Origin of the sequence: Asaia bogorensis NBRC 16594, assembly GCF_001547995.1 — a bacterium.
Lineage (GTDB): Bacteria > Pseudomonadota > Alphaproteobacteria > Acetobacterales > Acetobacteraceae > Asaia > Asaia bogorensis.
Genome location: NZ_AP014690.1, coordinates 2,647,376 through 2,671,390, shown reverse-complemented (window position 1 = coordinate 2,671,390; position 24,015 = coordinate 2,647,376). Strand labels below are relative to the sequence as shown.

Here is a 24,015-nt window from a genome sequence, read left to right as displayed (position 1 = left end):
GGCGGCACGGCGTGCGTGTTCGGTCAGCGTGCATCATCGCTCTCTCGTTGCTCTGCGATGATCCGTGCCAGCGAGAGCCCATTATCGGACAGAAGTGTAGCTTGACGGAAGGAAGAGCCACCATGTTCATCGGTCACGATGACGGTCGCGACGAAACTGTAAGCGTGCCTCTGGTCACCGCTTGCGGCAGGCAGGGCAGGGAGGTTCGCGCGGGCCAACGCCTGTCGGGTGATAGGGTCGGAAATGGGGGCGTGAAGTTCCTCCGGCTGGACGATCGAGAGATGCGGCCTCGCGCGAGCCAGGAGCAGAGGTGTTATGCCGGGCAAGAGCGCCAGTTCATCCAGCGACTGGAACGGGGCATGGGGCGGCAGATAGCGTAACCCCAGGGCAAGAAAGCGCTGTCGCTCATTCGGGTCCTGCGCCTGGGCCTGCCGACGCCATGAAACCATCTCCCGGGCGATCATTGCCGCCTGATCGGGCGCTCCACCGCATTCCACGAATAGCGCAGCGAGAAGTGGCAGGGGGGCAGTATTGGGATTGATCGTAGCGGCCTGACTTTTGAGGCTTATACTGAGCTTCAGACCATCAATCCGGCTGACATGCGGTGTGCCATCGAGTGGCCAGCGTGTGGCGATTGGCCCGCTTTCGTGAAAGACTGCGCTGGCGATACCGCCTTCAGCAAGTGTCTCCATACGGGCCGTGTCGCGTAGCAGCCGTGTTTCACGCAAGGCCGAGCCTGCGCTGGCGATGGTCATGGCCGTCAGTAGTGAGAGCCCCGCCAGCGCCCAGAGCACGATCACCAGCGCGAAGCCGCGATCCTGCCTTTCCCGTGCTGGCTGCCTCGTGTTCACCGATCCAGACCGAGTTTCTCGCGCAGGCGTTTTTGCGGGTCGGCGCTGCCGGTCGTGTGCATCGACTTCATCTCGTCTGGCACATCGGCAGCATTGGGGTGGGTGTCGCGCAGATCTTCCATCAGGTTCACGGCATCGCGCTGGTCATGGATGACGTGGGGTGTGATCAGGATCAGCAATTCGGTGCGTTGACGACTATTGTTCTGGCTCCCCGCCAGAAAGCCCAGAACCGGGATGTTCTTGAGCCAGGGGATACCGCTATTAGCGCGGGACGAGTTCTCGGTAATGAGCCCGGCAAGCCCCACTGTCTGTCCGTCCTGAACGACCACGCGCGAATTGACCGAACGATCATTGAAAGTGGGATTGGCCGCGCTGCTGGTGTTGCTGGCTGCATTGGAACTGACAGAGCTCACCTCCTGTGACACATCCAGCGTGACGAGGCCGCTCTGGCTGACATGGGGGGTCACCTCCATGATCACGCCGGTAGGCTGATAGGTGAACTGGTTATAAACAGAAGTCCCGATTGTGCTGGATTGCGAGCCGATCTGCACGGGTACCAGCTGCCCGACCTGAAGCCGTGCTGCCCTGTTATCCAACACCATGAGCTGAGGCGAGGACAGCACATGCACCGTGGTCACATTTTGCAGGGCATCGATAGCAAATGGCGCCCCGCCACCACTTGCCCCGCCGATGATGAAGCCGGGCAGGGTGTGGCTGAATGCGGCAGTGGCGAGTGTTCCGGCTGTGATAGTCTGGCTGTTGGTGCTCAGTACGCCATTGATGCCGCCAGACTTGAAGAAGAACTGTGTGCCGTATTGCAAGGCGTCATTGAGCTGCACCTCGGCCACAACAGCGTCGATACGCACCTGAAGCGGCATGACGTCGATACGGCGCAGCATCTGCTCGATCGTATCGCTTTCCTGATCCGTGGCATGAACCAGAATGGCGTTATGCTGGGCGTTCGAGAGGATACGCAGTGTGTCGGTATTGTGGTCTCCGCCGCCTGAGCTGTCGAGCCCGCCCAGAAGCGGGTTGTTGAGAGACGCATTGCCGCCAGCCTGACCTGCAGGGGCTGCCGTGTTCTGCCCTGTCTGGCCAAAGGTGTTCGTGCCGGTGCCCCCCAGACCTCCGCCCAGACCACCCCCTGTAAGGCCGCCCCCATTCAGGCCGCCCCCGGTAAGCCCCCCCCCGGCGCCCCCAAGGCCGCCGCCATTCAATCCCGCTCCCATGCCAGTCTGTGCTGTCTGGCTGTTGCCCGAACCGGGCGGTGTGGCTGTCACATTATCCGGGGTGAAGGCCTGCTGAAGCGTATAGGTCACGTCATTGACGCTTGAATTCTGCACGTAGAAAATATGCCAGCTTCTTACAGTTGCTCTGCGATGCTGCTCGATGACAGAAAACAGGCGTCTGGCATCCTCGATATAGCGCGCGTTGCGTGCCACCACGAGCACAGCATTGACACGTGCAAGGGGAAGGACGTCCACAAGCTTCGAGAGCGAATTGCTGGCCCCGTGCAGCGCTGATTGCAGCGCGCTTGCCATGTCCTTCGCATTGCCTGAGTCGACAGGTAAAAGCGCATAGGACTGGCTGCTCAGCCAGTCCACATCGAAAGCATGAATGACCTCGACCAGCGCATTGCGCGCCGAAGGGTCTCCGCTCACCATAAGGGCATTGCTGCTGTCTATCGCTGCAACGCGAGCGCCACCCTGCACGAAGGGCTGCAAGGCGTGGGCGAGAGAACTGGCCTGTGCGTAGCGCAGCGGAACCATCAGGTCACCGCCCATCGAGAGGCTGTCAGCCATGCCCGCCAGCGCACCCTGCGCGGCACCCGGCGCCGACTGGCTGGGCACGACACGATACAGGCCGTCACCATGAACCAGCACAGCATGAACCTGCGCCAGGATTACCTGCAGCGCTGGCAAAAGCTGGGCATTGGTCAGGGGTTCGCTGGTTCTGAGCGTCACCTGTCCATGCACGGCAGGATCGATGGCGTAATTGACGTGCAGGATATCGTTGAGAATCTGCGAGACGGCGTCGCGCACATCCGTATCGGCAAAATTGAGCGAAACCTGACCGATACCTTCCGTGTCGCCGTTTCCGCGCAGGGTGGGAATGTTCGGGCGAGCGAGGCTGTAGCGCGCCTTGCCAGTCGGATCGGCGGATGAGAGGCGTCCCTCCTGCGGAATATCCTGCAATCCACCCAGCGGCATCGGGCCACCAAGGGGTTTGGGTTTGGGTACCGGCTTGTCGCACCCGGTCAGGCCAAGGGTCAGGCCTGCGGCCAGAACAGTGAGGCCAAGACGTAGGGAAGCCTGTCTGCGGGCATCCTGTCTGCCGCGTGACAGAAAGTGGGAAGGAAAGGCGCGGGGCAGAACGGTCATTGCGGCATACCTGGTGGGGGAGTGTCAGATGAGGCAGGAGGGGCGAAACGCGAGAGCTCATCGCGCGAGAAGGTCTCGAGCGGGTTTTCGCTTTGAGGGGCATGATCAGGCATCGACGGGCCGGATAAGCGGGCACGATCAGGGCGCATCAGCCGGTCCTGACCGGCCTCGCGAATGGTGATGGTACCTTTTCCGATCGCAATAACCTGCCAGTTACCAATATAACCCTGCAACGGTACGATAACGCCACGTTCCTGACCCGGTATCATGAAAATGGCACGGCTGACTCCCCCATTTTCGATAATACCTGTCAGGCGGGGCGTACCAGCCAGGGCATTGCCAGTCGGGGAAGGGCGTCGCGTCGGGGCAAAGAGTGGGCGGGCGAGGCTATGGTCCTGCCAGGCGGCCCGATCGACTTGCGTTGGACCGGCGCAGAGCCCGGCATGGGGTATCATGAGAAAAGCACAAAGCATGACGCAGCGTTTGGGCAGGAGGGCTGTCATGGAGCTGTTTCCTTCGCGAGACGGGCCGGTAGCGCCATGTCACGGCGATAGGCAAAGATTCCCATGTCGCATGACAGGGCATCGGCGCTGCGACCCTCATCTTCGGATGCATGGAGATGAAGCCCGTCCACGACGAGGGCAGGCGAGGCTTGTGCGAGGTCAGTGAGAAAATGAATAAGGGCAGGATAGGGAGCAGACAGCGTGATGTGCAACCCGACGCGCCGGTAACTGCCTTCCTTGATTGGGGCGAGCGTCTCGCTGCTGCTGATTTCGATGCCTGACTGGCTGGCGAGATGCGCCAGTTTGTCCTGCAGGTTGGCACTCGCCATGGTATCGCTCGCACCATCGATCAGTTGCGGAGCCGATGACGGACGGTGCGCTGCAGACTGACGCAAATGGGGCAGGATTTCCTGCAGATGGGCCATACGCTCCGCCGTTTGCTGCGCCAGGGCAATGCGGCTGGCGTACTGGCTGAAAACCCCGATCAGCGGGCCGACGATAACCAGCCAGATAAGGGTGACCGCCACCAGAAGGAGCATGAGGGCCAGCACGCGCCCCCTGCGTCCTTCTGGCAGATCGTGAGACAGACGCGTCAGCGCCAAGGGGAGCCGCGTCCTCATGGTCTCGCTCCGGCATGAGGTGTGCCAAAGGGCTGTCCAATTTCCGCTCGTATTGAAAACGCACTGGCATTTTGTCCTGCAAGGCGCGTGACGGGTGCGATAAAGCCAGGATTGCGAAGAACTGGCGACGTGCCAAGCCCCTGTATCAGCCCGGCGGGATCACGGGATTGCCCGCTAATCAGCAGTTGGCCCTGCTTCAGGCTGAGATCGGTCAACCATGCGTCATCTGGCAACAGATCGGTCAGGGCGGCAATGATCTGCATCGGGTCTCCAAAGCGCTGCCTCGCCCTGTTAACGATCCCTTCGCCCATGCGCCTGTCTTCAATCGTGCGACGCAACGCGCTGGCCTCCAGCGCCGGGCCGCGCAGCGCGTCAATCTGGCGTTCATATCCTGAGAGAACACGCGACTGATGCCAGAACAGCCCTAGCAGGAGACAGGCGAGCAGAGTGCATCCGCCGAGAGGCAATGCGAGACGTGGGTCGCTCAGGCGGGTCACGAGAGGACGCGCAACAGGCTGTCTGATCAGGGTCTCGCCAGTCTCATCAGCAATGGCTTGCGGGTGAGCTTCCAGCAGGTGGAGACGCTCGAAAAGGGGGCGTAGCGGTGCCTGTGGAACGACGGAGAGACGGAGCATGATCTGTCCGAGCGCCTCGTCGCGCCTGAGTACGATGAAGTCCCAGAAAAGCGCCTCGGCATCGAACGGCGTCAGGCGATCCATTTCATAGGCGAGAATGGCCGCGAGGTCCTGTTCCGCAGCGAGGGGAAGGGTGACATCGCGCTGCATGATGCGCCCTGCCGGCAGAACAAGCCTGATGGCAGCATGGCGTGCCTTGCCTTTGCGCAGGGCGCGATATTGCGCGCCTGTCTCGAGATCCAGCGTTTCCGACTGCCCTAGCGTTCCGATGATGATCCGGCTGCGCGCCTCGCGCAGATAGAGTGTCAGGGCGTCGTCAGTGGCGACGGCCTCAACCACTGGGCGTTGAACGGCGGCAAGTGCTGTCGTGACACGTTCCGGCAAAACGGCCCGGATCTGGCGCCACCACCAGACAAGGAAAGGCTGCATCACCATGTCTCCTTTTCCTTTAGCTTCACGGTAGAGGATTCAGGCGGGGTGCCACCACGATATCGGGCCAGTGGCGCGCATCGCCCGGCGCGAACACGAGACGCAGGCGCACCAGCTCGGGCAGGGTATTGCCATACCATGTCGGGCTCCAGTGCCCGGATGCGTAATAATGCCACTCTACGCCCTCGAGACCGCTCAGCAAGACCCGTTGTTCCACAGGCGTCGGGGGTTCGATCACATGCCGATAGGCTGACCACTGCAGCACGAGCCGATGCGCGTCATCCATGAAGAGCGCCATGTTTGCCCGTCCTCCGCCGGAAATTGCCTCAGCCTGTGTTTGCAGGGCATGGGGCACGGGGCCACGCCATGTGAGGCGATGGTTCGTGCCCACAAGGAGCGGCCCCTCGCGTCCATTGCCTGCATCGGCACTGGCAACCACCTGCCTTACGAACCTGTCCACCGCATCCAGATCATCCTGCGCAGCCAGGGTCTGGCGTTGCTGCTCGAACAGGCGCGTGGCGGCATCGAAACCCTGGCGCAGGACCAGCAGCACCAGAGAGAACACGACCAGAGCGATCAATAGCTCCAGCAAGGTGAACCCGGCCGCTTCATCACGGCGCGGGGTCATGGCGTGCCCTCCGCCGGGCCAGAACACAGGCTGCTCAGTGTGACGGCGCGCTGGCCGGAAAGGGTAAAGGCGTCAGGCCAGGATTCCGTTACGGTGACGTGGTAGAGGACAGTTCCTCCACGATGTTCCAGTGGGGTCATGGTGATACGCCAGTGGAAATGATGTCCGTCCTCGCCGCTCTGGGTAAAAGCACTGGGGGTCATGCCGTGACCGATGGCATCGAGATGTGACCGCGCCCGTGAGAGGGCCTCGCGCGTGGCGGTGGCGACATGTCCTGCCGCAACGCCATCCAGCATGCCGCGATAAACGACCCCCAGCGCCAGTGCGACGATGATGAACGCAATCAGCACCTCAATGAGCGTGAAGCCGCCTTCGGAAGCAGGATGCGTGCCCTTTACCTCCATCATCCGCCGTGGCTTTCGATGGCACCGGTCAGCCAGTTGACGCCCAGTGTCATGCGGCTCGCCCCCCGGCTGAGCCCGAGCACAGGACCCGATGCGCTGCCATCCGGGTAGAAGCGGAACACGCTCCTCGTATCTGGCGTGATCGTAATGGCGGGCAGGGTTCCCACAGTTGCCGGGGTGGTGACGTAGCTTCCGGAAAGCGGGTTGATATCGAGTTCCTGGGCACGCCCCGTATAGAGCGCGCGGGCATGGGTCTCGCGCATCAGGGCGGCGATCTGTCGCGCCGCGTTACGCAGTTCGAGCCGTGCAGGATGCGAGGCGCCGTGTCGGACCACAATGGCGCCAATCATGCCCAGAATGACCAGCACGACCAGCATCTCGATCAGGGTAAAGCCGGACTCGGCCTGCGCTCTACTGGGCAAGGTCATTAAGGCTCAGCATGGCGAGGAGAAGCGAGGAGACGATGCCTGCCACCATCAGACCCATGACGATGGTGATGGCCGGGACCAGAAGGGCAACAAGGCGCTGAATGGCAATGCGGGCCTGATCTTCGTGAATATCAGCGGCCCTGAGCGCCATGGGGCCGAGGCGTGCGGTTTCCTCACCCAGTTGAAGCAGATGGATCAACCTTGTCGGAAAAATGCCAGCGGCGCCCAGTGTTGCTGACAGCCCCGCGCCCGAACGTGCGCTTTCGGCGGCTGTCTCGATGGCGGCGCTGGCGGCCTGATTGCCCAGCGCATCCCGCACGATCCCCAGTGCCGGAAGCAGGGCAACGCCATTGACCAGTAGAGTGCCGAGAATACAGGCAAACCGCGCGGCCAGAATTTCCGAGACCAGACGGCCGAGCCCTGGCATACGAAGCAGCAGGCGGTCGACAGGGCGACGCAGGGCCGGGCGTTGCATGGCCAGACGCAGGCCCATACCAGTCAGCAATACGATAACCAGCATGGCGAAGCCGTAATGACCGATTGCAGCGCCTGCCTTCGTCAGAAGGCGCGTGGAGGCCGGTAGGGTCGCGCCATTCTGCTCAAAAAGCGGCGTGAATTGCGGCAGGACCTTCGTGAGCAGTAATGTGACAGATCCGATAGCCGTCAGGGTGAGGATGGCGGGATAGATCATGGCCGATTGGACGGTGCTGATCAGCGCGCGTTCGCGTTCGAGTAGCCCGGCGAGCCGTTCCATGGTGGGGGCCAGATCTCCCGTGGCCTCAGCCGCCCGCACCATGCCGATATAGAGCGGGGGGAAACCACCCCGGCTCGTGGTAAGTGCCGAATGAAGCGCCTGCCCGTCACGGACCCTGTCCCGAACACTCTTCAGGACGCTGCCTATGCGGGGGGATGACGTGGTCTCGATCAGAAAACGCAGGGCACGATCCATATCCTGCCCTGCATCGAGCATGACAGCGAGTTCGCGTGTCAAATTGGCCAGTTCACCGCGCGTTACGCCGTGTCGCTTCAGGCTAAGGCCCTGCGCGCCAGAGCGCGGAATGGCACCCGTGCCAGACGCGCGCGCAAACCTCGTGCGCCCTTTTATGCCTTTCTCCGCAACATCGACATGGATGGGCATGTAGCCCTGGCGTCGCAGTTTCGCGACAGCGTCTTCCTGCGTGTCGGCCACGAGGGTGCCCTGCTGCGGGGTGCCCTGCCGGTCAATGACTCTGTAGAGGAATTCCGTCATGAGGGGGCTGCGTTCGCCACTCTCAACCGACAGCGCGCACGCTACGCATGACTTCCTCAATGGTGGTCTGGCCATCCACGGCCGCACGAAGCCCGGAATCAAAGAGGGTTTCCATGCCCGCTGCGACGGCTGCACGCTCTATTGCGAGATGATCGGCTTTCTCGAAAACGAGTTTTTCAATGGCCTCATCGGGTTCGAGGAGTTCTGCGATTGCGAGCCTGCCCTTAAAGCCTGTATGGCGGCAGGAGGCGCAACCCGCCGCGTGATGAAGGGTGATCGGCTCCCCCGAGGTGAAACGATCGAGCTGCAATTCCTGAACCAGCGCCGCAGGTGGCGTGTAGGGCGTCTTGCACAGAGGGCAGAGGCGACGCACGAGGCGCTGGGCCAGAACGCCACGCAGCACTGCGGTCATGAGGTAGTCCTCTACCCCCATGTCGCGCAGGCGTATGATGGCGGCGGATGCTGAATTCGTGTGCAGTGTGGACAGAACCAGATGCCCTGTCAGAGCCGCCTGCACGGCAATCTGGGCGGTCTCCCGGTCGCGTATCTCGCCTACCATGATCACATCGGGATCCTGACGCAAAATGGCGCGCAGCAGGGCGGCGAAATCCAGACCGATCTGCGGTTTGACCTGCACCTGATTGATGCCGCCAAGCTGATACTCGATCGGATCCTCAATCGTGACGATCTTGCGCGTGACGGCGTTGAGATCGGACAGGCCCGTATAGAGTGTTGTGGTTTTTCCCGATCCGGTTGGCCCGGTAACCAGAACGATGCCATTGGGCCGCTCGAGAAGCTTGCGCAAGCCCCTGACAATGCCGGGTTGCAGGCCCAGCGTGGTGTAATCGAAGACCGCGCCCGACCGATCGAGAACGCGCAGGACCAGCGTCTCGCCATAGAGGGACGGAATGGTGGATACACGAAAATCGACTTCATGCCCGCGCACGGCAAGCTTGATCCGTCCATCCTGGGGCAGGCGTCGTTCGGCAATATCAAGGCGCGCCATGATCTTCACGCGTGAGAGCACGGCGGGCACAAGCTGGGCCGCCAGTATTTCCGCCTCATGCAGGATGCCGTCATAGCGATAGCGCACGCGCAGCCTGTCCTCGAAGGGCTCGATATGGATATCCGAAGCCCTGGTCTCGACCGCACGATTGATGATCTGGTTGACCAGACGGATCACGGGTGCTTCTGACGCCAGATCCTTCAGCCGTTCGGCGTCGTCTTCAAGAGCATTGCCCTCTGCCTGTTCGGGTTCTGCCTCGCGGCTTTCATCCGGGTAGAGGCGGTCGAGCGCGGCTTCGAGTTCAACCGGGAGGGCTGCATGGGTTGCGATGGTCAGTCCCGTCGCCGCCTGCAGGGCCGCAGGCGTGAAACTGTCCAGCGGGTCGCGCATGGCGAGAGCCAGCGTGTTTCCCTCCAACGAGAGCGGCACAACATGCGCATCACGCAGGAAACGTGTCTTGAGCTGCCCGGTCAGCACCGGATCGGCCGGATAATGGTCAGCACCTGCAAGAGGAATATCGAGCAACTCAGCATAGGTTCTGGCCATGAGCGCTTCTGACACCAGACCCAGTTGCAGCAGGATCTGGTCGAGGCGACCACCGCTCTGCTCTGCGGCACGTGCAGCGCGGTCCAGCCCTCGATGGTCGCAATATCCTCTGTCGACCAGCAGGGCAGCTAACGCCTCGAGATGGCCGTCATGCTGACGCTCAGCCATAGGACTGCCCGATGATCTCGAGCAACCAGCCGCCCCAGAGGGCAAAGGCGAGCCCCGGGCCGAAGGGGATACGCGTCTGTGCGCTCAGGCTGGCTTTTCGCGTAAGCCATGCGCCGGCCAGTGTGACGACAGCGCCCACAAACACGATCTCGGGCAGGATGAATGGTCCCAGCCATCCGCCTCCTGCGGCAAGCAGCTTGGCATCGCCACCGCCAAGCCCGTCCCGCGCCCGCAACTTGCGATAAAGCAGCGCGACGCCGCCAAATGCGGCCCAGCCCAGCAACGCAGCCAGACTGTGCAGGTGAAAGTCGGCGCGACCATGCTGCGCTGCGAAGGCGAGCCCGATACCGAGCAAGGGGAGAGTCAGGTAATCCGGCAGGGTTGTGCTGCGCAAATCGATGGCTGCGAGCAACAGCAGCCACCAGCCAAACAGGCATCCCTGAATCATGAGATGAGTCAGGTCGAGACGATCCGGCGCCATATGCACGGCCCAGTCAGCGGCTCCCGCAACGATCAGGGCCGCGACTTCCATTGCCGGGTGGAACGCATCGATAGCCGACTGGCAATAGCGGCATTTGCCACGCTGTATGGCGTAGCTGACCAGCGGTATGAGATCGCGGGCGCCAAGCACGCAATCGCAGTTCGGGCAGCGTGACCGGGTAAAGAAAGGTGAGCGCCCCTCTGGCAGCCGCCAGGCAAGCACGCCGAGAAAAGACCCGATGAACGGCGAGGCGATGACGAGGCCTGTATGGAGAGGAAGCGCGAAATTCATGGGGGCGCTCAGGGATTGCAGATCATGGCAGCACGATCGCTCGTCGCTTCATGAGCGCCCTTTGAGCAGAGGTCATAATCATGGCCCGGTCGTTCCGAGGGGTTGCTGTAGATATAAGGGTGGTGCCACGGGTCCTTGGGGTCAGCATTATCCTTGAGGTAAGGCCCGTTCCAGTTCTCGGCGTCCTGCGGGCGTTCGATCAGCGCGTGCAGCCCGTCTTCAGTGCTGGGGTAGCTTCCTGTGTCGAGACGATACAGATCCAGAACCTCGCCTAGCCGCTGAATGGATTGATGAGCGACGGAATTGCGTGCGCCACCCAGCTGACGCAATGCGGCGGGCGCGACGAGACCGATCAGCAAACCGAGAATGGCAATCACCACCAGCAATTCGAGCAGCGTGAACCCGGCCTCGTCGGTATCGGAGGGAACGCCGATATCGTTGCCTTCGGTCTGGTCGGGGCGCTGCGTGGTCCGGACGGGCCATTCGCATGTTTTGGCGCAATGGGGCTGTGCTAGCGTATCAAAAAGGCGCATCAATAATATGTCCGATATGAAAAGCCCTGAATAAGGGAGGAGTGTAGCGCAATATGGCCGTTGCGTATGCGAGCTGCATGATTTTTGTTGCTTCCCTGTACCATTTACCACCCAGGGTTCTCCCCGCAATTCTGGGGGTGGAAAATGGTCGCAACGGCATGGTGCGTCATAACAGTAACGGAACGGACGACCTCGGGGTAATGCAGGTCAACACGCTGTGGCTCGGGCCTATTGCGCAGTTTACCCATGCTACGCCGCAAAGCGTTTACCGCAATCTGCTGACCGAGCCCTGTTACAATATCAGTGCAGCGGGCGCTATCATGCGCCTCTATCTCAATGAATCTCATGGTGATCTCATGAGGGCGGTCGGTAATTACCATTCGCATACCATCGCGCTCAATCTGGCGTATCAGCAGCGCGTGCTGGGTGCGGCACGCCTTCTGTTTCAGAATGGCGGTCATTGAGCGTCCGTTCAATGATCGAGCCCGGTTACATGCAGAGTCTCGACCAGTGCCGGGGCATCCTGCGCAAACAGCGAGATGTGCGTGCTGCCTTCATGGGGGAAGATCAGATCCGTCATCCTTAACTCACCGTCATTGGCGAAAATCTCGACAGAGGAACGGTCTACCACGAGGTGCAAAGTGATTGTGTTATTGTGCGGGAGCAATGAGGCAATGTGGATCGGGCTGAACTTGCCTGAAAAATCGGTCGCTCCGGAATGGGAGCGATCCAGCGACAGCAAATGACGGGCAAAATCATAGCTGATACGCGTCCCTTCCCGACTATCTCCAGATTGACGCACCGTGATGCCTGCCTGCCCCTTGCCGTCGCTGTGCAGGATCAATGAAATATCCTCCACCTTGTGCTGCACGGGCAGAGGCCAGACTCCACTGGCGGCCAGCGCATGACCTGCCCAGCTGCGGGAGGGAGAACGGGCGGTGAGCGCGTCGTATTCGGGTGCCGGAACCTGATAGAGATGCGGCTTGCCACGCAGTGTCCTGAGCGAGAGCGCAACCGGCAAGGTCATCTGGCCGCGCCAAGGGGCGGTGGGAAGCTTGTCAGCATAATCCCAGTTGCTCATCCAGCTTATCAGGCGGGGCGACAGTCCTGGCGTGTTGGCAATGCGTATGGCCGCATAATTATCGGCTCCATGATCGAGCCAGTGATAGGCCGATGGATCGGCCCCTTCAGGAGGGAGAGGATCGGCGGTGAATTTCGTGCCGTCAAAGCGGCCTGTGAAATATTCCACCCCGGATCCCCCGGCGATACTCCAGGGATTGACGCTGACGATCATGACCCAGCGGGTGTCCTTACGATTTCCATCCAGATCGAGCGCGACAAGCGTGGGCATCTCCCACAGCATGCCGGGCTTGCGATAACCGTTCGGCTGGAAGTCGCTCAAAAAATCCCAGTGCTTCAGATCGCGGGAACGATAGAGCTTGACCAGCTGCGCATCGGCGACGACGGTCGTCATGACCCAGTATTGCCCCGGCGCGTACCACACCACTGACGGATCACGGAATTGTCGTGAGTCGGGAGACAATGTGAGTATCGGGTTGCGCTCGTGGCGCTCCCAGGTTGCGCCGCGATCGAGGCTATAGGCAAGTGACTGTGCCTGCGTACCGTCAGGGTGCGCCGGATCCTGTGAGAAAACAGTGGTATAGAGCGCAATCAGCGGCGGAATGTGGTTTTTGCCCAAACCGGAGCGATTATCCCGATCCACCACGACTGACCCTGAAAACATGTCCCGCCCGGGCGAAGCGGCGAGCGCAACGGGTTCCTCATGCCAGTGCAGAAGGTCATGACTGGTCGCATGGCCCCATGAGGTATGACCCCACACCATGCCATCCGGATTATACTGATAAAAAAGATGCCACGTCCCATCCAGCCAGAACGGGCCGTTGGGGTCATTCATCCAGTGCGCGCGAGGAGAAAAATGCAGCGCGGGACGCCATTGCGGTGTCTCGATCGTGGTATTGGAACTGCTGCGTGTCGGGTTTGACTCCTGCGCAGCGGCAGGACAGGCAGTCATGGCCGTCAGAGGCGCGATGAGCCCGGAGAGCGCGCAAAGTCTTGCGCAAGAAAAAAACCGTTTATGGCGCTGTGACATCATCACCCGAAGCTGAGGATACCCAAAGGAAAGTGATCGGCCTGCACGGGGCAGGCCGATCACCAGACGCTTATTGTTGTGTGGTCAGAAAGGCATTCATGCGGGCATTCACATCCGGGCCGATCTGCTTTTGCTGGCTGATCAGATCCTGAATGAAACCGACGATATTGATATCGGCACGATTGGCCGAAATATCGCCGTAACCTCCAAGGCCATTATTGCCATAGCGTGTGTCGACAATCGACGCATCGCCACGGATGCGAACCTTGACGGTCGGTGACAGCGCACCGCCACGACGTCCTTCAACCGTGTCGATGAAGGATTCCACGAGCCCGCCCGGCATGACGTAATGCGAGTAGGACTGGAAGGCGCGCGGGTTCTGGTCCGGGTTGGCATCATAGTCGGTGCCAGCCGCAATATTCAGGTTGGTCGGGTTGCCGAGCATCAGCCCGCTTCCGTAGTTCATGGGCTGGAAATCACTGCGGATGCCATTGCCGACGAAGCCATAGACACCGTCAGGACCGTCCACACCGGCCGCATAGGTCGTGCGATGGCTGATGGTGAAGATGTAGTACTTTCCGTCCTTGATATACATCTGCGGACGTTCGGTCTGATCGTTCACGCAATTGGCTTCGATCAGCGGTGACAGGAACTTCCACTTCGACAGGGAGCCATTCTCGGCGACTGCCAAACCAATAGCGGCCTTCTGGTAATATGCACCCGTGTTCAGCACCTGCTGAACGGTCTCGGCGTGCGGGTCATTGGCGCGATAACCCAGATCCTCCGCCGTGCAGTTGGCGAGCCCACGCTCACCGGGCGTGTTGCCCTCAAACACCATATAGTTGGTGCCCGGGTGCTGGGGGTCCTCGAAAGTGAACGGATCGCGGAAGTTGTAATACGGGTTCTGCGCGCCATTCTGATAGAGAACGCCGTCGGGGCGCAGAAGCGGCGTGTGCTGCGTGAAGCCCGTAAACCAGACATGGTTGAAATCGGCATGGATCTGGCCAAGGCTCTGGGTGATCACCGCCTGTGAGGGGGTGATATCCTGACCCGCTGCGTTCCGGTTGAATGCCATATCGGTATAGAACAGCGATACCTTGTTGCTCGTGGGGTCGAGCAGACGCATCGAGCCGGACCATTCGGCGGTGATGGTATAGGTTGTGCCGGCAAAAACCTGTTCCTGCGCCCCTTCAGGGATCAGGTGTCCACCATAGATCCAGCCCCCGTTGGTCGGGCGACGGCTCGCCGGGATGCCTGCGCGGCGGTAGAAATAGCCGATACGGGCATGGGTGTGCCGGTCATCGAAGCCATAACCGGCGTTCTTGTCGGCGGTCAGGCAGAAAATAACTTCCCAACCGTTATAGCTGAACTGATTGGCTTTCTTGTCGATGAGCGTCCAGGTGTCCCAGACCCACACATCAGGGTTGGTTGCCGGAAAATCGGCGGGGACATCAGGCATGACGAGCTGCTCGGGAAGCGAATTCTTGCCTGCACCGGCCGAGGTGTCGGAATGGGCCTTGATCTGCATGGCATCGGCACGCGTCCATCGCGCCGTGAAGCTGTCCTGCGGGTCGTAGGCTTTCTGGGTATGGATGGTGGGCAACGGGAAGCCGGGCACGCCATTCAGCGAACTGCCCGGATACAGTTTTGCGCCATGCGGCATCATGCCGGGGCGGGGCGCAACGCGGAACGCCTCACGCAGGGCGTCGGGGTTAAGCTGGGCAAAAGCCGCCTGGCTGGTGAATGTTGCGACCATCGATCCGGCCAGCAACAGATTGAGCATCGCTCTCTTTCGGAACCTGTTTGCCATGTCACCCTCGAATGATTTCGTCATGAGGCATGGCAGGAACGTTACTGCTCCGTCACGCATCATGATCCCGTTTCTTCCTGCCCTGGCGGCGTTACATTCCTCCAGCGCCCGGTTACTTGATCACAAATTTGTTATGAGAGTCAATTCGCAATTAACGACAGATTAATGGCAGAAAGATGTCTGTCTTGAGACCTTGCTGCGGCAGCAAGTATTCGGTGCAACATAATCAGATGGAAATTTCATATCCGCTGTGATGATTGATATTTTTGGTTAATTTCGTAAATTCGAAAAGTGGCGGTGAAAGACAAAATTTTCTTTACGATAGCCTGTCGCCGTTACGATTGCGATACTGCTCCAAGCGAGGTGAATTTCGCTTTCACTCTCCTTGCACCAGACGATAGCCGATACCGGTCTCGGTGATGATGTGGCGAGGCCGTTCCGGGTCAGTTTCGATCTTCTGTCGTATCTGTCGGATATAGACTCGCAACTGCTGCACATCACCGCTGGCGCCCCAGAGCTCGCTCATGATGGTGCGATGGGTCAGAACGCGCCCGGCGTAGCGCACAAGCATTCGCAGAATATCCCATTCCCGGGGAGAGAGTTTCAGCTCGGTCCCGGCACGGAAGATTTGTCGTTTCACCAGATCGATCGACAGATCACCGGAGGTGAAGAGGGGCGTTGTCCCCTGTTGCTGCAGGGCATGACGCAGCGCATTGCGCAGGCGGGCCACGAGTTCTGCCATGCTGAACGGCTTGGTCACGTAGTCATCGGCGCCGGCTTCCAGAGCAGCTACCTTGCCCCGCTCATCATCGCGCACAGAAAGGATTACGACCGGTAGGGCTGGATGCAACGTCCTTAGCCTGCGCAGAATCTCGATCCCGTCATGGTCAGGCAGGCCCAGGTCGAGCAGGACAAGGTCAGGCGGCGTTTCACTGGCCACCCGCAGCGCGTTCTCGCCTGTCCCAGCTTCGAGCACGCGCCATGACTGACTGGCCAGCGTGGTGCGCAGCAGCCTGCGAATGGCGGGTTCATCGTCAACAACGAGAAGGATCGGGTCACTCATGGCGCAGGGACTTCGAGCAGGATCGGATAGGGCATGGGGCCGCGTCTTTGGCGCGGTCGATGGGCATCGGACCCACCCTGCGATAGGACAGCCCGCAGGGAAACAGTTTCGTTGGGGGCCAACTCCTCACAGGGGCTTTCTTTCGTCACGGGTTTCCGGACCGGTCCTGTCGTGCACAATCTGGCGCATCGCCTGCGAGGCTGGCAGCGGAAAGCGCAGGGTAAAAACCGCTCCTTGCCTGTCTGTACGGTTTGCTGCCTGAATATCGCCGCCCATTGCCTCGACAAAACCACGGGCAATGGCGAGGCCGAGGCCAGTCCCTGCGCGGGTCGTATCGGCAGCGGCAAAGCGTGTAAACTTGCCAAAAATCTCTGCTGGATCACGATCACCAAATCCCGGCCCTTCATCCTCAATCGCGATCACGAGCCTTGAATGGCGCATGGTAAGACGCAGGGTGATCGCAGTTCCTGCGGGAGTATATTTTGCTGCATTGTCGAGGATATTGAACAGAGATTGCTCCAGCAGCACAGCATCGAGATCGAGCATGGGGAGGGTCGATGCGGCATCAAGGGTGACGTGATGCTGCTCCAGCAGTTTCGCCGCGCGAGCAAGGGCTGTCGCCGCCACCTCGGCACAGTCCACACTGTCATGGCGCAGGGGGAGGGCGCCGGCCTCGATGCGTGTCATGTCGAGCAGATTGCCAACGAAGCGGTTCAGGCGTTCGGCCTCATCCGTCAGGGTCGAGAGAAGCTCGCCTCTCCCTTCCTCTCCCAGTACCTCACCGTAATCGCGCAGGCTCGATGCCGCTCCCAAAATGGAGGCGAGGGGAGTGCGTAGATCATGGGAAATGGAGGTCAGAAGGGCCCCGCGCAGCCTGTCCGTCTCGGCTTCCAGCCTCACCCTGTCGAGATCGCGGGTCAACAACAGGCTCTCGATGGCCGAGGCCGTCTGGTCCGCCAGTGCGTCCAGCAGGCCCTGCTGTTCGGCATCGAGCAGCTGGCCCTGCTTCTCGCGGTACAGGCCGATCACAGCCACGGGCCCACGTGCGGTGCGCAGGGGAATGAACAGCCATTGCACGCCGGGAAGGCTGTCAGACCCGCGCCCAGCCAGACGGCTATGCTTCCAAGCCCAGCTTGCCGCCGCCAGATCGTCCTCTCCCGGGGGGTGGGCTGTGTCCGATTGCGCCTGCACGGCCAGCCTGCCGCCATCGGGCATGAGCAGCGCGACATGACAATCGAGCAGGGTCGCAATCTGCCGGGTGACAGAGCAGAGCAGGTCGTCGAGCGTGGACATGCCGGTGATGGTGCGGCTGAAACGATAGAGTGACTGGGTAATCTCCGCACGGTGGCGCGCCACAACAGCCTGACTGCGCACGCGGGCGCCCAGATTGCCTGCAATCAGTGCCGTGGCAAAAAAGAAGAACAGCGCAACGACATTATCGGGGGCTGCAATGGTCAGGGTATAAAGCGGCGGCAGGAAAAAGAAGTTGAAGCACAGCATGCCGAAAATGGATGCCCAGAGCGACGGGCCAAGCCCGTAGGCCACGGCCACACCCAATATGGCGGTCAGAAAGGCCAGTGACACATTACTGACCTCGAAACCCTGCCGAAGCAGCAGAGCCAGCCCCAAAGCACAGAGGACGATGGCCGTGCTCGCCAGATAGGGGGAAAGGCGCGGGGGGACATTTTCGTAGATCCGGTGGTCCATCGCCTCGCCTGAACGGGGGACGACATGAACCGGAAAATTCTCCGAGCGCTGAATCAGCCGTTCAGTTGTTGATCGACCGATAAGCTGCCTCAGCCGACCGAGCCAACCCGTGCCCGCCGGATGCGCCGCGACGATCTGCGTCACATTCTGGGCGCGGGCATAGGCCAAGGCATCAAGGGCAATATCATGCCCGGGCACAGTTACCGTCTCTGCACCGAGCGACTGGGCGAGATGCATCTGTGAGGCCATGCGCGCGCGGGCCTCCTCGGTCAGGTCGCGGCTGGTTTCCACATGCAGAACGATCCAGGGCGCATGAAGCCGGTCGGCCAGTCTCTTGCCGTAGCGCACAAGACCCGCATCGCCATCCTGCAAGGTCAGGCAAACCATCACGCGTTCACCGGCCGCCCAGGGCCCGGCTATGGCGTTGGCCTTCATGTGATCGACCAGCTGTGCGTCCACCTGCTGGGCTGTCTGGCGCAAGGCCAGTTCGCGCAGGGCGGTCAGGTTGCCGGGCGAGAAATAATGCAGCAGGGCCCGGCCTGCCGTGTGGGGGGCGTAGATCTTTCCATCGCGCATGCGCTGCAGCAGGTCGCCCGGTGTCAGATCAACCAGTTCGAGCTCATCGGCGCTTTCAATCACATGGTCGGGCACGGTCTCGCGCACCCGCACCCGGGTGATCGAGGCGACGATATCATTCAGGCTTTCAAGGTGCTGGATATTGACGGTGGTGAAAACATCGATCCCCGCATTGAGCAGCTCCTCGACATCCATCCACCGCTTCGGATGGCGGGAGCCGGGCGCGTTGCTGTGTGCCAGTTCATCGACAAGAGCGAGGGTGGGGCGCCGGGCGAGAATGGCATCGAGATCCATCTCGCGCAGGATCTGACCGCGATAGGCGACGGAACCGGCCGCGATCACAGGCAGGCCCTCGACAAGCGCCTGTGTTTCAGCACGGCCATGCGTTTCCACCACGCCGATTGCCAGGTCGACCCCCTCCTGCATCAGATGCCGGGCGCTGCTCAGCATTTCGAATGTCTTGCCGACACCTGGCGCTGCGCCGAGAAAGATTTTCAGCCGGCCCCGGCGTCTTTCGCCGCAGCCCTGACGCAGCAGGGCGTCAGGGTCGGGGCGGTCATAATCCTGTCTCGTCATCGCGTTCCCTGGCCCGGTCTGGCGGCTGCGCCTGTTCATAAATCTGATGATTGTCATGGCTTGCACAGGTACCGCGATCTGGCATCTGTGCAGGCTGTACCGGCTATTGGTCCATTCTATCGAGCGCCCGGTTGAGTGCCAGAACATTCACATGGGGCTCGCCGAGGAAGCCAAGAAAGGGCTGGCTTGTCTGCTGCAGCACCAGATGACGGATACGGGCTTCATCAAGGCCCCGTGCCTCCGCTACGCGCAGGACCTGAAACAGCGCTGCCTCGGGTGAGATGTCAGGGTCGAGGCCACTGGCCGATGTGGTGACGAGGTCAATCGGGATATGCCAGCCCCGTGCCATGGCCTCAGGATTTTCGGCACGCAATGCGGCGGCGCTCCGGGTGACGCGCTCGATGAGGGCCCGGGATGTCGGGCCGGCATTGGAAGCCAGAGAGGCTGCCCCGTTATAGGGCATCGGAATTGTCTTGCCGGGGTCCTTTGGATCTGGCCCCATTGTGGCCGAAGGGCGACCGTGGAAATAGCGCGGGGAGGTGAAATTCTGGCCGATCAGGGCAGAGCCGACAACATGTCCCTTGTCGTGGATCAGGCTGCCCGCCGCCTTATCGGGCAGGATCAGGCCTGACAGGACGGTCATCCCAAGAGGGTAGGCCAGACCGGTGAGGGCAGAAAGAAGCAGAAAAAGAACGAGCGCAGGACGCAGCTGGGACAAAACCATGATGGCCTCCTCAGGCCAGACCGATATGGGTGATGAGCAGATCGATCAGCTTGATGCCGATGAACGGTACGATGAGTCCGCCAACACCGTAGATAAGCAGGTTGCGCCGCAGCAGCGCCGCAGCACCCACCGGGCGATACGCCACGCCACGCAATGCAAGCGGGATGAGCGCGATAATAATCAGGGCGTTGAAGATGATCGCTGAAAGCACGGCGCTTTCCGGGGTGGCCAGATGCATGATGTTGAGGCTGGACAGCGCAGGATAGAACCCGACGAACATCGCTGGAATGATGGCGAAATACTTGGCCACGTCATTGGCGATCGAGAAGGTCGTGAGCGCACCGCGGGTCATGAGCAGCTGCTTGCCGATACCGACGATCTCGATCAGTTTTGTCGGGTCGCTGTCGAGATCGACCATGTTGCCAGCCTCGCGGGCGGCGACAGTGCCGGTATTCATGGCAACGCCCACATCGGCCTGAGCAAGGGCGGGGGCGTCGTTCGTACCATCGCCGCACATGGCCACGAGCTTGCCCGAAGCCTGTTCGCTGCGGATCAGGGCCAGCTTGGCTTCCGGTGTGGCCTGGGCCAGAAAGTCATCCACGCCGGATTCGGCGGCGATGGCGGCGGCGGTCAGGGGGTTGTCACCCGTAATCATGACCGTGCGTATGCCCATGCGACGCAACTCGGCGAAGCGTTCGCGTATGCCGCCTTTCACCACATCCTTGAGATGCACCACACCCAGCAGATGCGTGTCATCCATGACCGCAAGCGGGGTGCCACCCTGACGGGCGATACCATCGGCGATACTGCGTATCTGGGCGGCGGAGGGCGCGTTTGGCCCAGCTGCTTCAAGCACGCTCTCAACCGCGCCCTTGCGTATCTGCCTTGTGCCGATATTGACGCCGCTCATGCGGGTCTGTGCCGTAAACGGGACGAACTGGGCACCTGAGGCATTGAGTTCGCGTCCACGCAACCCGAAACGCATCTTGGCCAGCACGACAATGGAGCGGCCTTCCGGCGTTTCGTCGGCCAGCGAGGCCAGTTGTGCCGCATCGCCAAGCTGTTGCTCGGTCACGCCCGGCACGGGCATGAAGGCGCAGGCCTGACGGTCGCCGATTGTGATGGTGCCGGTCTTGTCGAGCAGAAGCGTATCCACATCGCCCGCTGCTTCGACTGCACGGCCCGACATTGCGAGCACATTGAAGCGGATCAGCCTGTCCATGCCGGCTATGCCGATTGCCGAGAGAAGCGCCCCGATGGTGGTGGGAATGAGCGTGACGAACAGGGCCACGAGCACCATGACCGAAATCGAGCCGCCAGCGTAATGCGCAAACGACGGAATGGTCGCCACGGCGATGATGAAGATGAGCGTCATGCCAGCCAGAAGGATGGTCAGGGCAATCTCATTGGGTGTTTTCTGTCGCTGCGCGCCCTCCACGAGAGAGATCATGCGATCAAGAAAGGTCGAGCCCTGGGCTGCCGTGATGCGCACGATCACCCAGTCCGACAGCACACGTGTGCCGCCTGTGACGGCCGATCGATCGCCGCCACTTTCGCGAATGACGGGGGCTGACTCACCCGTAATGGCTGACTCGTCAACCGAAGCAATGCCTTCAATCACCTCCCCGTCGCTCGGGATGAAATCGCCCGCCTCGACCAGGACCACATCGCCCACAACCAGCTCGGGGGCGGGAATTTCCTCATACAGCCCGGCAGGACCGAAAGCGCCTGTATCACTGGGCAGAAGGCGCTTGCCACGCGTCTCCGTGCGGGTGCGACGCAGTGAGTCGGCCTGCGCCTTGCCACGCCCTTCGGCGATGGCTTCGGCAAAATTGGCGAAAAGCAGCGTGAACCACAGCCAGAGCGTGATCTGCAGGGCAAACCCGGTATGGGAGACACCTTTGATGAGGTCGCGCAAAAGCAGCACGGTTGTAAGGCAGGTGACAATCTCGACGACGAACATGACCGGGTTGCGGATCATGATACGCGGGTCGAGCTTGCGCAGGCTTTCAGCCAGTGCGGGAAGCACGAGCGCCGCATTCAGCACACCCGATTTCGGGCGTGAGGGCGGGCGCTTCGATGGTGCCTCGGCATGGGACCCAGGCGCGGGCGAGGGAAAGGAGATCATTGTATGGGCGCCTTTCAGTAGGTCGTGCCGTGGAGCATGGCGAGATGCTCGACAATCGGGCCGAGAGCGAGGGCAGGGAGGAAGGTGAGGCCGCCAACGATCACGATCACCCCGGCGACAAGTGCAATGAAGAGGCCGTTATCGGTCGGGAAAGTGCCTGGTGTGGGGGCAGCCACTTTTTTGGTAGCCATGGAGCCGGCAATGGCGAGTGCCGGAATGATCACGAAAAACCGCCCGATCATCATGCCGATGCCCAGCGTGATGTTCCAGAAACTGTTCGCTGTCAGCCCTGCAAAGGCACTGCCATTATTGGCGGCGGCCGAGGTGTAGGCATAAAGCGCTTCGGAAAAACCATGCGGGCCGCTGGCAGCTAGTGCCGAAAGGCCTGCTGGCAGCACGACGGCAAGCGCCGTGAAGCCCAGCATGACAAGCGGCAGGCAAAGCACGGCCAGCATGGTCATCTTGATTTCGCGCGCCTCGATTTTCTTGCCCAGATATTCGGGGGTGCGCCCGACCATCAGGCCCGCCATGAAAACAGCAATGAGCGCAAAAAGCAGAAACCCGTACAGCCCCGAACCGACGCCGCCGAAAATCACTTCACCCAGCATCATGTTGATGAGCGGCACCATGCCGCCGAGCGGGAGAAAACTCTCATGCATGGCATTGACCGCCCCGCAGGAAGCATCGGTCGTGACCGTGGCAAAAAACGCGGAGGCCGCAATGCCAAAGCGCGTTTCCTTGCCTTCCATATTCCCCAGCGTGCCATCCAGGCCCAGCGGCGCAAAGAGCGGATTGGCGTGGGCTTCCGACCAGTAGAGAACGCCCGCGCCGATGAGAAAAAGCGCCGACATGGCTGAAAAAATGGCCCAGCCCTGCTTTTCCTGCCCGATCATGCGACCAAACATGTTGGTAAGCCCGGCTCCCAGCGCGAAGATGCAAAGCATCTGGACGAAATTGGTCAGGGCATTCGGGTTTTCGAAAGGATGAGCAGAATTGACGTTGAAATAGCCGCCGCCATTCGTGCCGAGCATCTTGATGGCTTCCTGAGTCGCCACAGGCCCCAGCGCGATCGTCTGTTTCACGCCTTCGAGCGTGAAGATGGAGGCCGATCCTGTCAGTGTTTGCGGAACACCTTCCAGCATGAAGAACAGGGTGAGCAACATGCAGGCGGGCAGCAGCACATAAAGCGTGACGCGCACCAGATCGACCCAGAAATTGCCGATTGTGGAGGCGCTGCGTCGCACGAAGCCGCGCATGATGGCGGCTGCAATGGCGATGCCCGCAGCAGCGGAAACGAAGTTCTGAACCGTGAGGGCCAGCATCTGGCTGAGCGGGCTCAGCGTGGTCTCACCACCGTAGCTCTGCCAGTTGGTGTTGGTCAGGAAGCTGACAGCCGTATTATAGGCCAGGTCGGGTGATACCGCACCCAGACCCGCCGGATTGAACGGCAGGATTCCCTGAAGGCGCAGCAGGGCATAGACGGCGACAAAGCAGAAAATCTTGAACAGGATGACGGCCAGCGCATAATGCGACCAGGATTGCTCGCGCTTCGGGTCAACGCCTGCAAGGCGATACATGAGGCGTTCCAGCCCGCCGAAAGGCCGCTGGAAAAGATGCTTTTCACCTTCGAGCACACGTTGGAGAAAGCCACCCAGCGGGCGCGTAATGGCCACCACGCACAGAAAGAACACCGCAAGGGTGATCCAGCCTGAGAGGGTCATGATCAGAACCTTTCGGGGCGGATAAGGACGGCGGTGACATAAGCCAGCAAGCCAAGGGTCACGAGGCCCGCCAGAACGAAATCGGGCGTCATGTCAGATCCTCTTGCAGACCGAAATGAAACCGAGGCACAGCGCAAAACCCATGAGGCCAAGCGCGCAGTAAAGACTGTCCAGCATAGGAAAGCTCCCAGAGTGAGGGGGCATTATCCGGCTGAGGGGCGTAGGGATGACAGAGGAAGAGACCTCATGCCGTATAGGAATTTCATAGGAGAAACACCGCAGGATACGGGCCGCCTGGGCGAAGCCCGGGAGCGAGGGCGAGCCGTGGTCAGCGATACCCATCCGGATGCGGGCCGATGCACAGCCTCACCAATGTGGGTACGTGGATCAGCAGAAGGCTCATTCCGGGAAGGGGAGTCGTGTCGCGGGGGGGGGGCGTTAACGAAC

The 24,015-nt window shown here is 60.9% G+C and carries 21 protein-coding genes; 1 reads left to right on the top strand and 20 read right to left on the bottom strand.

The genetic code is table 11. The features are described 5' to 3' along the window. Positions 1 to 23: 23 nt before the first annotated feature. From Asbog_RS11730 to gspG, 12 genes are read right to left on the bottom strand one after another with little or no spacing between them, the layout of a single operon-like run. Entirely contained in the window at positions 24 to 851 is an 828-nt protein-coding gene (locus Asbog_RS11730) for a type II secretion system minor pseudopilin (RefSeq protein ID WP_146926508.1), read from the bottom strand. Continuing rightward, positions 848 to 3,232, bottom strand: a complete 2,385-nt coding sequence (gene gspD, locus Asbog_RS11725; protein ID WP_083510867.1) for a type II secretion system secretin GspD — start codon at positions 3,230 to 3,232, stop codon at positions 848 to 850. Before gspD ends, Asbog_RS11730 begins: the two co-directional genes overlap by 4 nt. Continuing rightward, the gene (locus Asbog_RS11720) at positions 3,229 to 3,735 is read right to left on the bottom strand and encodes a hypothetical protein (RefSeq protein WP_062165266.1); all 507 of its coding nucleotides are present in this window, start codon (positions 3,733 to 3,735) and stop codon (positions 3,229 to 3,231) included. The genes gspD and Asbog_RS11720 overlap by 4 nt, the downstream gene beginning before the upstream one ends. Continuing rightward, entirely contained in the window at positions 3,732 to 4,355 is a 624-nt protein-coding gene (gene gspM, locus Asbog_RS11715) for a type II secretion system protein GspM (protein WP_062165265.1), read from the bottom strand. The genes Asbog_RS11720 and gspM overlap by 4 nt, the downstream gene beginning before the upstream one ends. Beyond that, entirely contained in the window at positions 4,352 to 5,419 is a 1,068-nt protein-coding gene (locus tag Asbog_RS11710; RefSeq protein WP_171840697.1) for a PilN domain-containing protein, read from the bottom strand. Before Asbog_RS11710 ends, gspM begins: the two co-directional genes overlap by 4 nt. 25 nt (positions 5,420 to 5,444) lie before the next feature. Beyond that, positions 5,445 to 6,047 (bottom strand): prepilin-type N-terminal cleavage/methylation domain-containing protein, encoded by a 603-nt coding sequence (locus tag Asbog_RS11705; RefSeq protein WP_062165263.1) that lies wholly within the window; start codon positions 6,045 to 6,047, stop codon positions 5,445 to 5,447. Further along, positions 6,044 to 6,454 (bottom strand): type II secretion system protein, encoded by a 411-nt coding sequence (locus Asbog_RS11700; protein WP_146926506.1) that lies wholly within the window; start codon positions 6,452 to 6,454, stop codon positions 6,044 to 6,046. The genes Asbog_RS11705 and Asbog_RS11700 overlap by 4 nt, the downstream gene beginning before the upstream one ends. Then, positions 6,451 to 6,879 carry a prepilin-type N-terminal cleavage/methylation domain-containing protein gene (locus tag Asbog_RS11695; RefSeq protein ID WP_062165261.1) on the bottom strand — a complete coding sequence of 143 codons (429 nt, stop codon included), beginning with the start codon at positions 6,877 to 6,879 and terminating at the stop codon, positions 6,451 to 6,453. Before Asbog_RS11695 ends, Asbog_RS11700 begins: the two co-directional genes overlap by 4 nt. Continuing rightward, complete coding sequence (locus tag Asbog_RS11690; protein ID WP_062165260.1) at positions 6,863 to 8,128, bottom strand: type II secretion system F family protein; 1,266 nt, start codon at positions 8,126 to 8,128, stop codon at positions 6,863 to 6,865. Before Asbog_RS11690 ends, Asbog_RS11695 begins: the two co-directional genes overlap by 17 nt. 22 nt (positions 8,129 to 8,150) lie before the next feature. Beyond that, the gene (locus Asbog_RS11685; RefSeq protein ID WP_062165259.1) at positions 8,151 to 9,848 is read right to left on the bottom strand and encodes a GspE/PulE family protein; all 1,698 of its coding nucleotides are present in this window, start codon (positions 9,846 to 9,848) and stop codon (positions 8,151 to 8,153) included. Continuing rightward, positions 9,841 to 10,620, bottom strand: coding sequence for a prepilin peptidase (locus Asbog_RS11680; protein WP_062165258.1), 780 nt, complete (start codon positions 10,618 to 10,620; stop codon positions 9,841 to 9,843). Before Asbog_RS11680 ends, Asbog_RS11685 begins: the two co-directional genes overlap by 8 nt. 8 nt (positions 10,621 to 10,628) lie before the next feature. Next, the gene (gene gspG / locus Asbog_RS11675; protein WP_083510866.1) at positions 10,629 to 11,153 is read right to left on the bottom strand and encodes a type II secretion system major pseudopilin GspG; all 525 of its coding nucleotides are present in this window, start codon (positions 11,151 to 11,153) and stop codon (positions 10,629 to 10,631) included. A 53-nt stretch (positions 11,154 to 11,206) separates the two neighbouring features. On the opposite strand from gspG, the gene Asbog_RS11670 reads away from it, so the two are divergent. Continuing rightward, positions 11,207 to 11,617 (top strand): lytic transglycosylase domain-containing protein, encoded by a 411-nt coding sequence (locus Asbog_RS11670; RefSeq protein ID WP_062165257.1) that lies wholly within the window; start codon positions 11,207 to 11,209, stop codon positions 11,615 to 11,617. Between the two features lie 8 nt (positions 11,618 to 11,625). Here the strand turns inward: Asbog_RS11670 and Asbog_RS11665 are convergent, their stop codons facing one another. The 8 genes from Asbog_RS11665 to Asbog_RS14300 all read right to left on the bottom strand — a co-directional run bounded on the left by Asbog_RS11665 (position 11,626) and on the right by Asbog_RS14300 (position 23,660). Beyond that, the gene (locus Asbog_RS11665) at positions 11,626 to 13,185 is read right to left on the bottom strand and encodes a glycoside hydrolase family 32 protein (protein WP_197669045.1); all 1,560 of its coding nucleotides are present in this window, start codon (positions 13,183 to 13,185) and stop codon (positions 11,626 to 11,628) included. A gap of 148 nt (positions 13,186 to 13,333) precedes the next feature. Then, on the bottom strand, positions 13,334 to 15,073 hold the full coding sequence (locus Asbog_RS11660) for a glycoside hydrolase family 68 protein (RefSeq protein WP_083511001.1): 1,740 nt from the start codon (positions 15,071 to 15,073) through the stop codon (positions 13,334 to 13,336). 376 nt (positions 15,074 to 15,449) lie between these two features. Continuing rightward, a complete protein-coding gene (locus tag Asbog_RS11655; RefSeq protein ID WP_062165256.1) occupies positions 15,450 to 16,136 on the bottom strand; it encodes a response regulator in 687 nt (228 codons plus the stop codon). A 126-nt stretch (positions 16,137 to 16,262) separates the two neighbouring features. Continuing rightward, positions 16,263 to 18,995 carry a sensor histidine kinase gene (locus tag Asbog_RS11650; protein WP_062165962.1) on the bottom strand — a complete coding sequence of 911 codons (2,733 nt, stop codon included), beginning with the start codon at positions 18,993 to 18,995 and terminating at the stop codon, positions 16,263 to 16,265. Between the two features lie 103 nt (positions 18,996 to 19,098). Next, the gene (gene kdpC, locus Asbog_RS11645) at positions 19,099 to 19,719 is read right to left on the bottom strand and encodes a potassium-transporting ATPase subunit KdpC (protein ID WP_062165255.1); all 621 of its coding nucleotides are present in this window, start codon (positions 19,717 to 19,719) and stop codon (positions 19,099 to 19,101) included. 10 nt (positions 19,720 to 19,729) lie between these two features. Then, positions 19,730 to 21,847, bottom strand: coding sequence for a potassium-transporting ATPase subunit KdpB (gene kdpB, locus Asbog_RS11640; RefSeq protein WP_083510865.1), 2,118 nt, complete (start codon positions 21,845 to 21,847; stop codon positions 19,730 to 19,732). Between the two features lie 14 nt (positions 21,848 to 21,861). Then, positions 21,862 to 23,568, bottom strand: coding sequence for a potassium-transporting ATPase subunit KdpA (kdpA, locus tag Asbog_RS11635; protein ID WP_062165254.1), 1,707 nt, complete (start codon positions 23,566 to 23,568; stop codon positions 21,862 to 21,864). A gap of 2 nt (positions 23,569 to 23,570) precedes the next feature. Further along, entirely contained in the window at positions 23,571 to 23,660 is a 90-nt protein-coding gene (locus Asbog_RS14300) for a potassium-transporting ATPase subunit F (RefSeq protein ID WP_023978830.1), read from the bottom strand. Between the last annotated feature and the right edge of the window lie 355 nt (positions 23,661 to 24,015).

What these genes read in the sequence shown, in the direction of transcription:
- Asbog_RS11710 (WP_171840697.1), bottom strand. Translation starts at nt 5,419, where the DNA reads ATGCAGCCTTTCCTTGTCTGGTGGTGGCGCCAGATCCGGGCCGTTTTG.
- Asbog_RS11670 (WP_062165257.1), top strand. Translation starts at nt 11,207, where the DNA reads ATGGCCGTTGCGTATGCGAGCTGCATGATTTTTGTTGCTTCCCTGTAC.
- Asbog_RS11700 (WP_146926506.1), bottom strand. Translation starts at nt 6,454, where the DNA reads ATGATGGAGGTAAAGGGCACGCATCCTGCTTCCGAAGGCGGCTTCACG.
- Asbog_RS11650 (WP_062165962.1), bottom strand. Translation starts at nt 18,995, where the DNA reads ATGACGAGACAGGATTATGACCGCCCCGACCCTGACGCCCTGCTGCGT.
- Asbog_RS14300 (WP_023978830.1), bottom strand. Translation starts at nt 23,660, where the DNA reads ATGACGCCCGATTTCGTTCTGGCGGGCCTCGTGACCCTTGGCTTGCTG.
- kdpC (WP_062165255.1), bottom strand. Translation starts at nt 19,719, where the DNA reads ATGGTTTTGTCCCAGCTGCGTCCTGCGCTCGTTCTTTTTCTGCTTCTT.
- Asbog_RS11685 (WP_062165259.1), bottom strand. Translation starts at nt 9,848, where the DNA reads ATGGCTGAGCGTCAGCATGACGGCCATCTCGAGGCGTTAGCTGCCCTG.
- Asbog_RS11655 (WP_062165256.1), bottom strand. Translation starts at nt 16,136, where the DNA reads ATGAGTGACCCGATCCTTCTCGTTGTTGACGATGAACCCGCCATTCGC.
- Asbog_RS11680 (WP_062165258.1), bottom strand. Translation starts at nt 10,620, where the DNA reads ATGAATTTCGCGCTTCCTCTCCATACAGGCCTCGTCATCGCCTCGCCG.
- kdpA (WP_062165254.1), bottom strand. Translation starts at nt 23,568, where the DNA reads ATGACCCTCTCAGGCTGGATCACCCTTGCGGTGTTCTTTCTGTGCGTG.
- Asbog_RS11660 (WP_083511001.1), bottom strand. Translation starts at nt 15,073, where the DNA reads ATGGCAAACAGGTTCCGAAAGAGAGCGATGCTCAATCTGTTGCTGGCC.
- Asbog_RS11705 (WP_062165263.1), bottom strand. Translation starts at nt 6,047, where the DNA reads ATGACCCCGCGCCGTGATGAAGCGGCCGGGTTCACCTTGCTGGAGCTA.
- Asbog_RS11720 (WP_062165266.1), bottom strand. Translation starts at nt 3,735, where the DNA reads ATGACAGCCCTCCTGCCCAAACGCTGCGTCATGCTTTGTGCTTTTCTC.
- Asbog_RS11690 (WP_062165260.1), bottom strand. Translation starts at nt 8,128, where the DNA reads ATGACGGAATTCCTCTACAGAGTCATTGACCGGCAGGGCACCCCGCAG.
- Asbog_RS11695 (WP_062165261.1), bottom strand. Translation starts at nt 6,879, where the DNA reads ATGACCTTGCCCAGTAGAGCGCAGGCCGAGTCCGGCTTTACCCTGATC.
- kdpB (WP_083510865.1), bottom strand. Translation starts at nt 21,847, where the DNA reads ATGATCTCCTTTCCCTCGCCCGCGCCTGGGTCCCATGCCGAGGCACCA.
- gspD (WP_083510867.1), bottom strand. Translation starts at nt 3,232, where the DNA reads ATGACCGTTCTGCCCCGCGCCTTTCCTTCCCACTTTCTGTCACGCGGC.
- Asbog_RS11665 (WP_197669045.1), bottom strand. Translation starts at nt 13,185, where the DNA reads ATGACTGCCTGTCCTGCCGCTGCGCAGGAGTCAAACCCGACACGCAGC.
- gspM (WP_062165265.1), bottom strand. Translation starts at nt 4,355, where the DNA reads ATGAGGACGCGGCTCCCCTTGGCGCTGACGCGTCTGTCTCACGATCTG.
- gspG (WP_083510866.1), bottom strand. Translation starts at nt 11,153, where the DNA reads ATGCGCCTTTTTGATACGCTAGCACAGCCCCATTGCGCCAAAACATGC.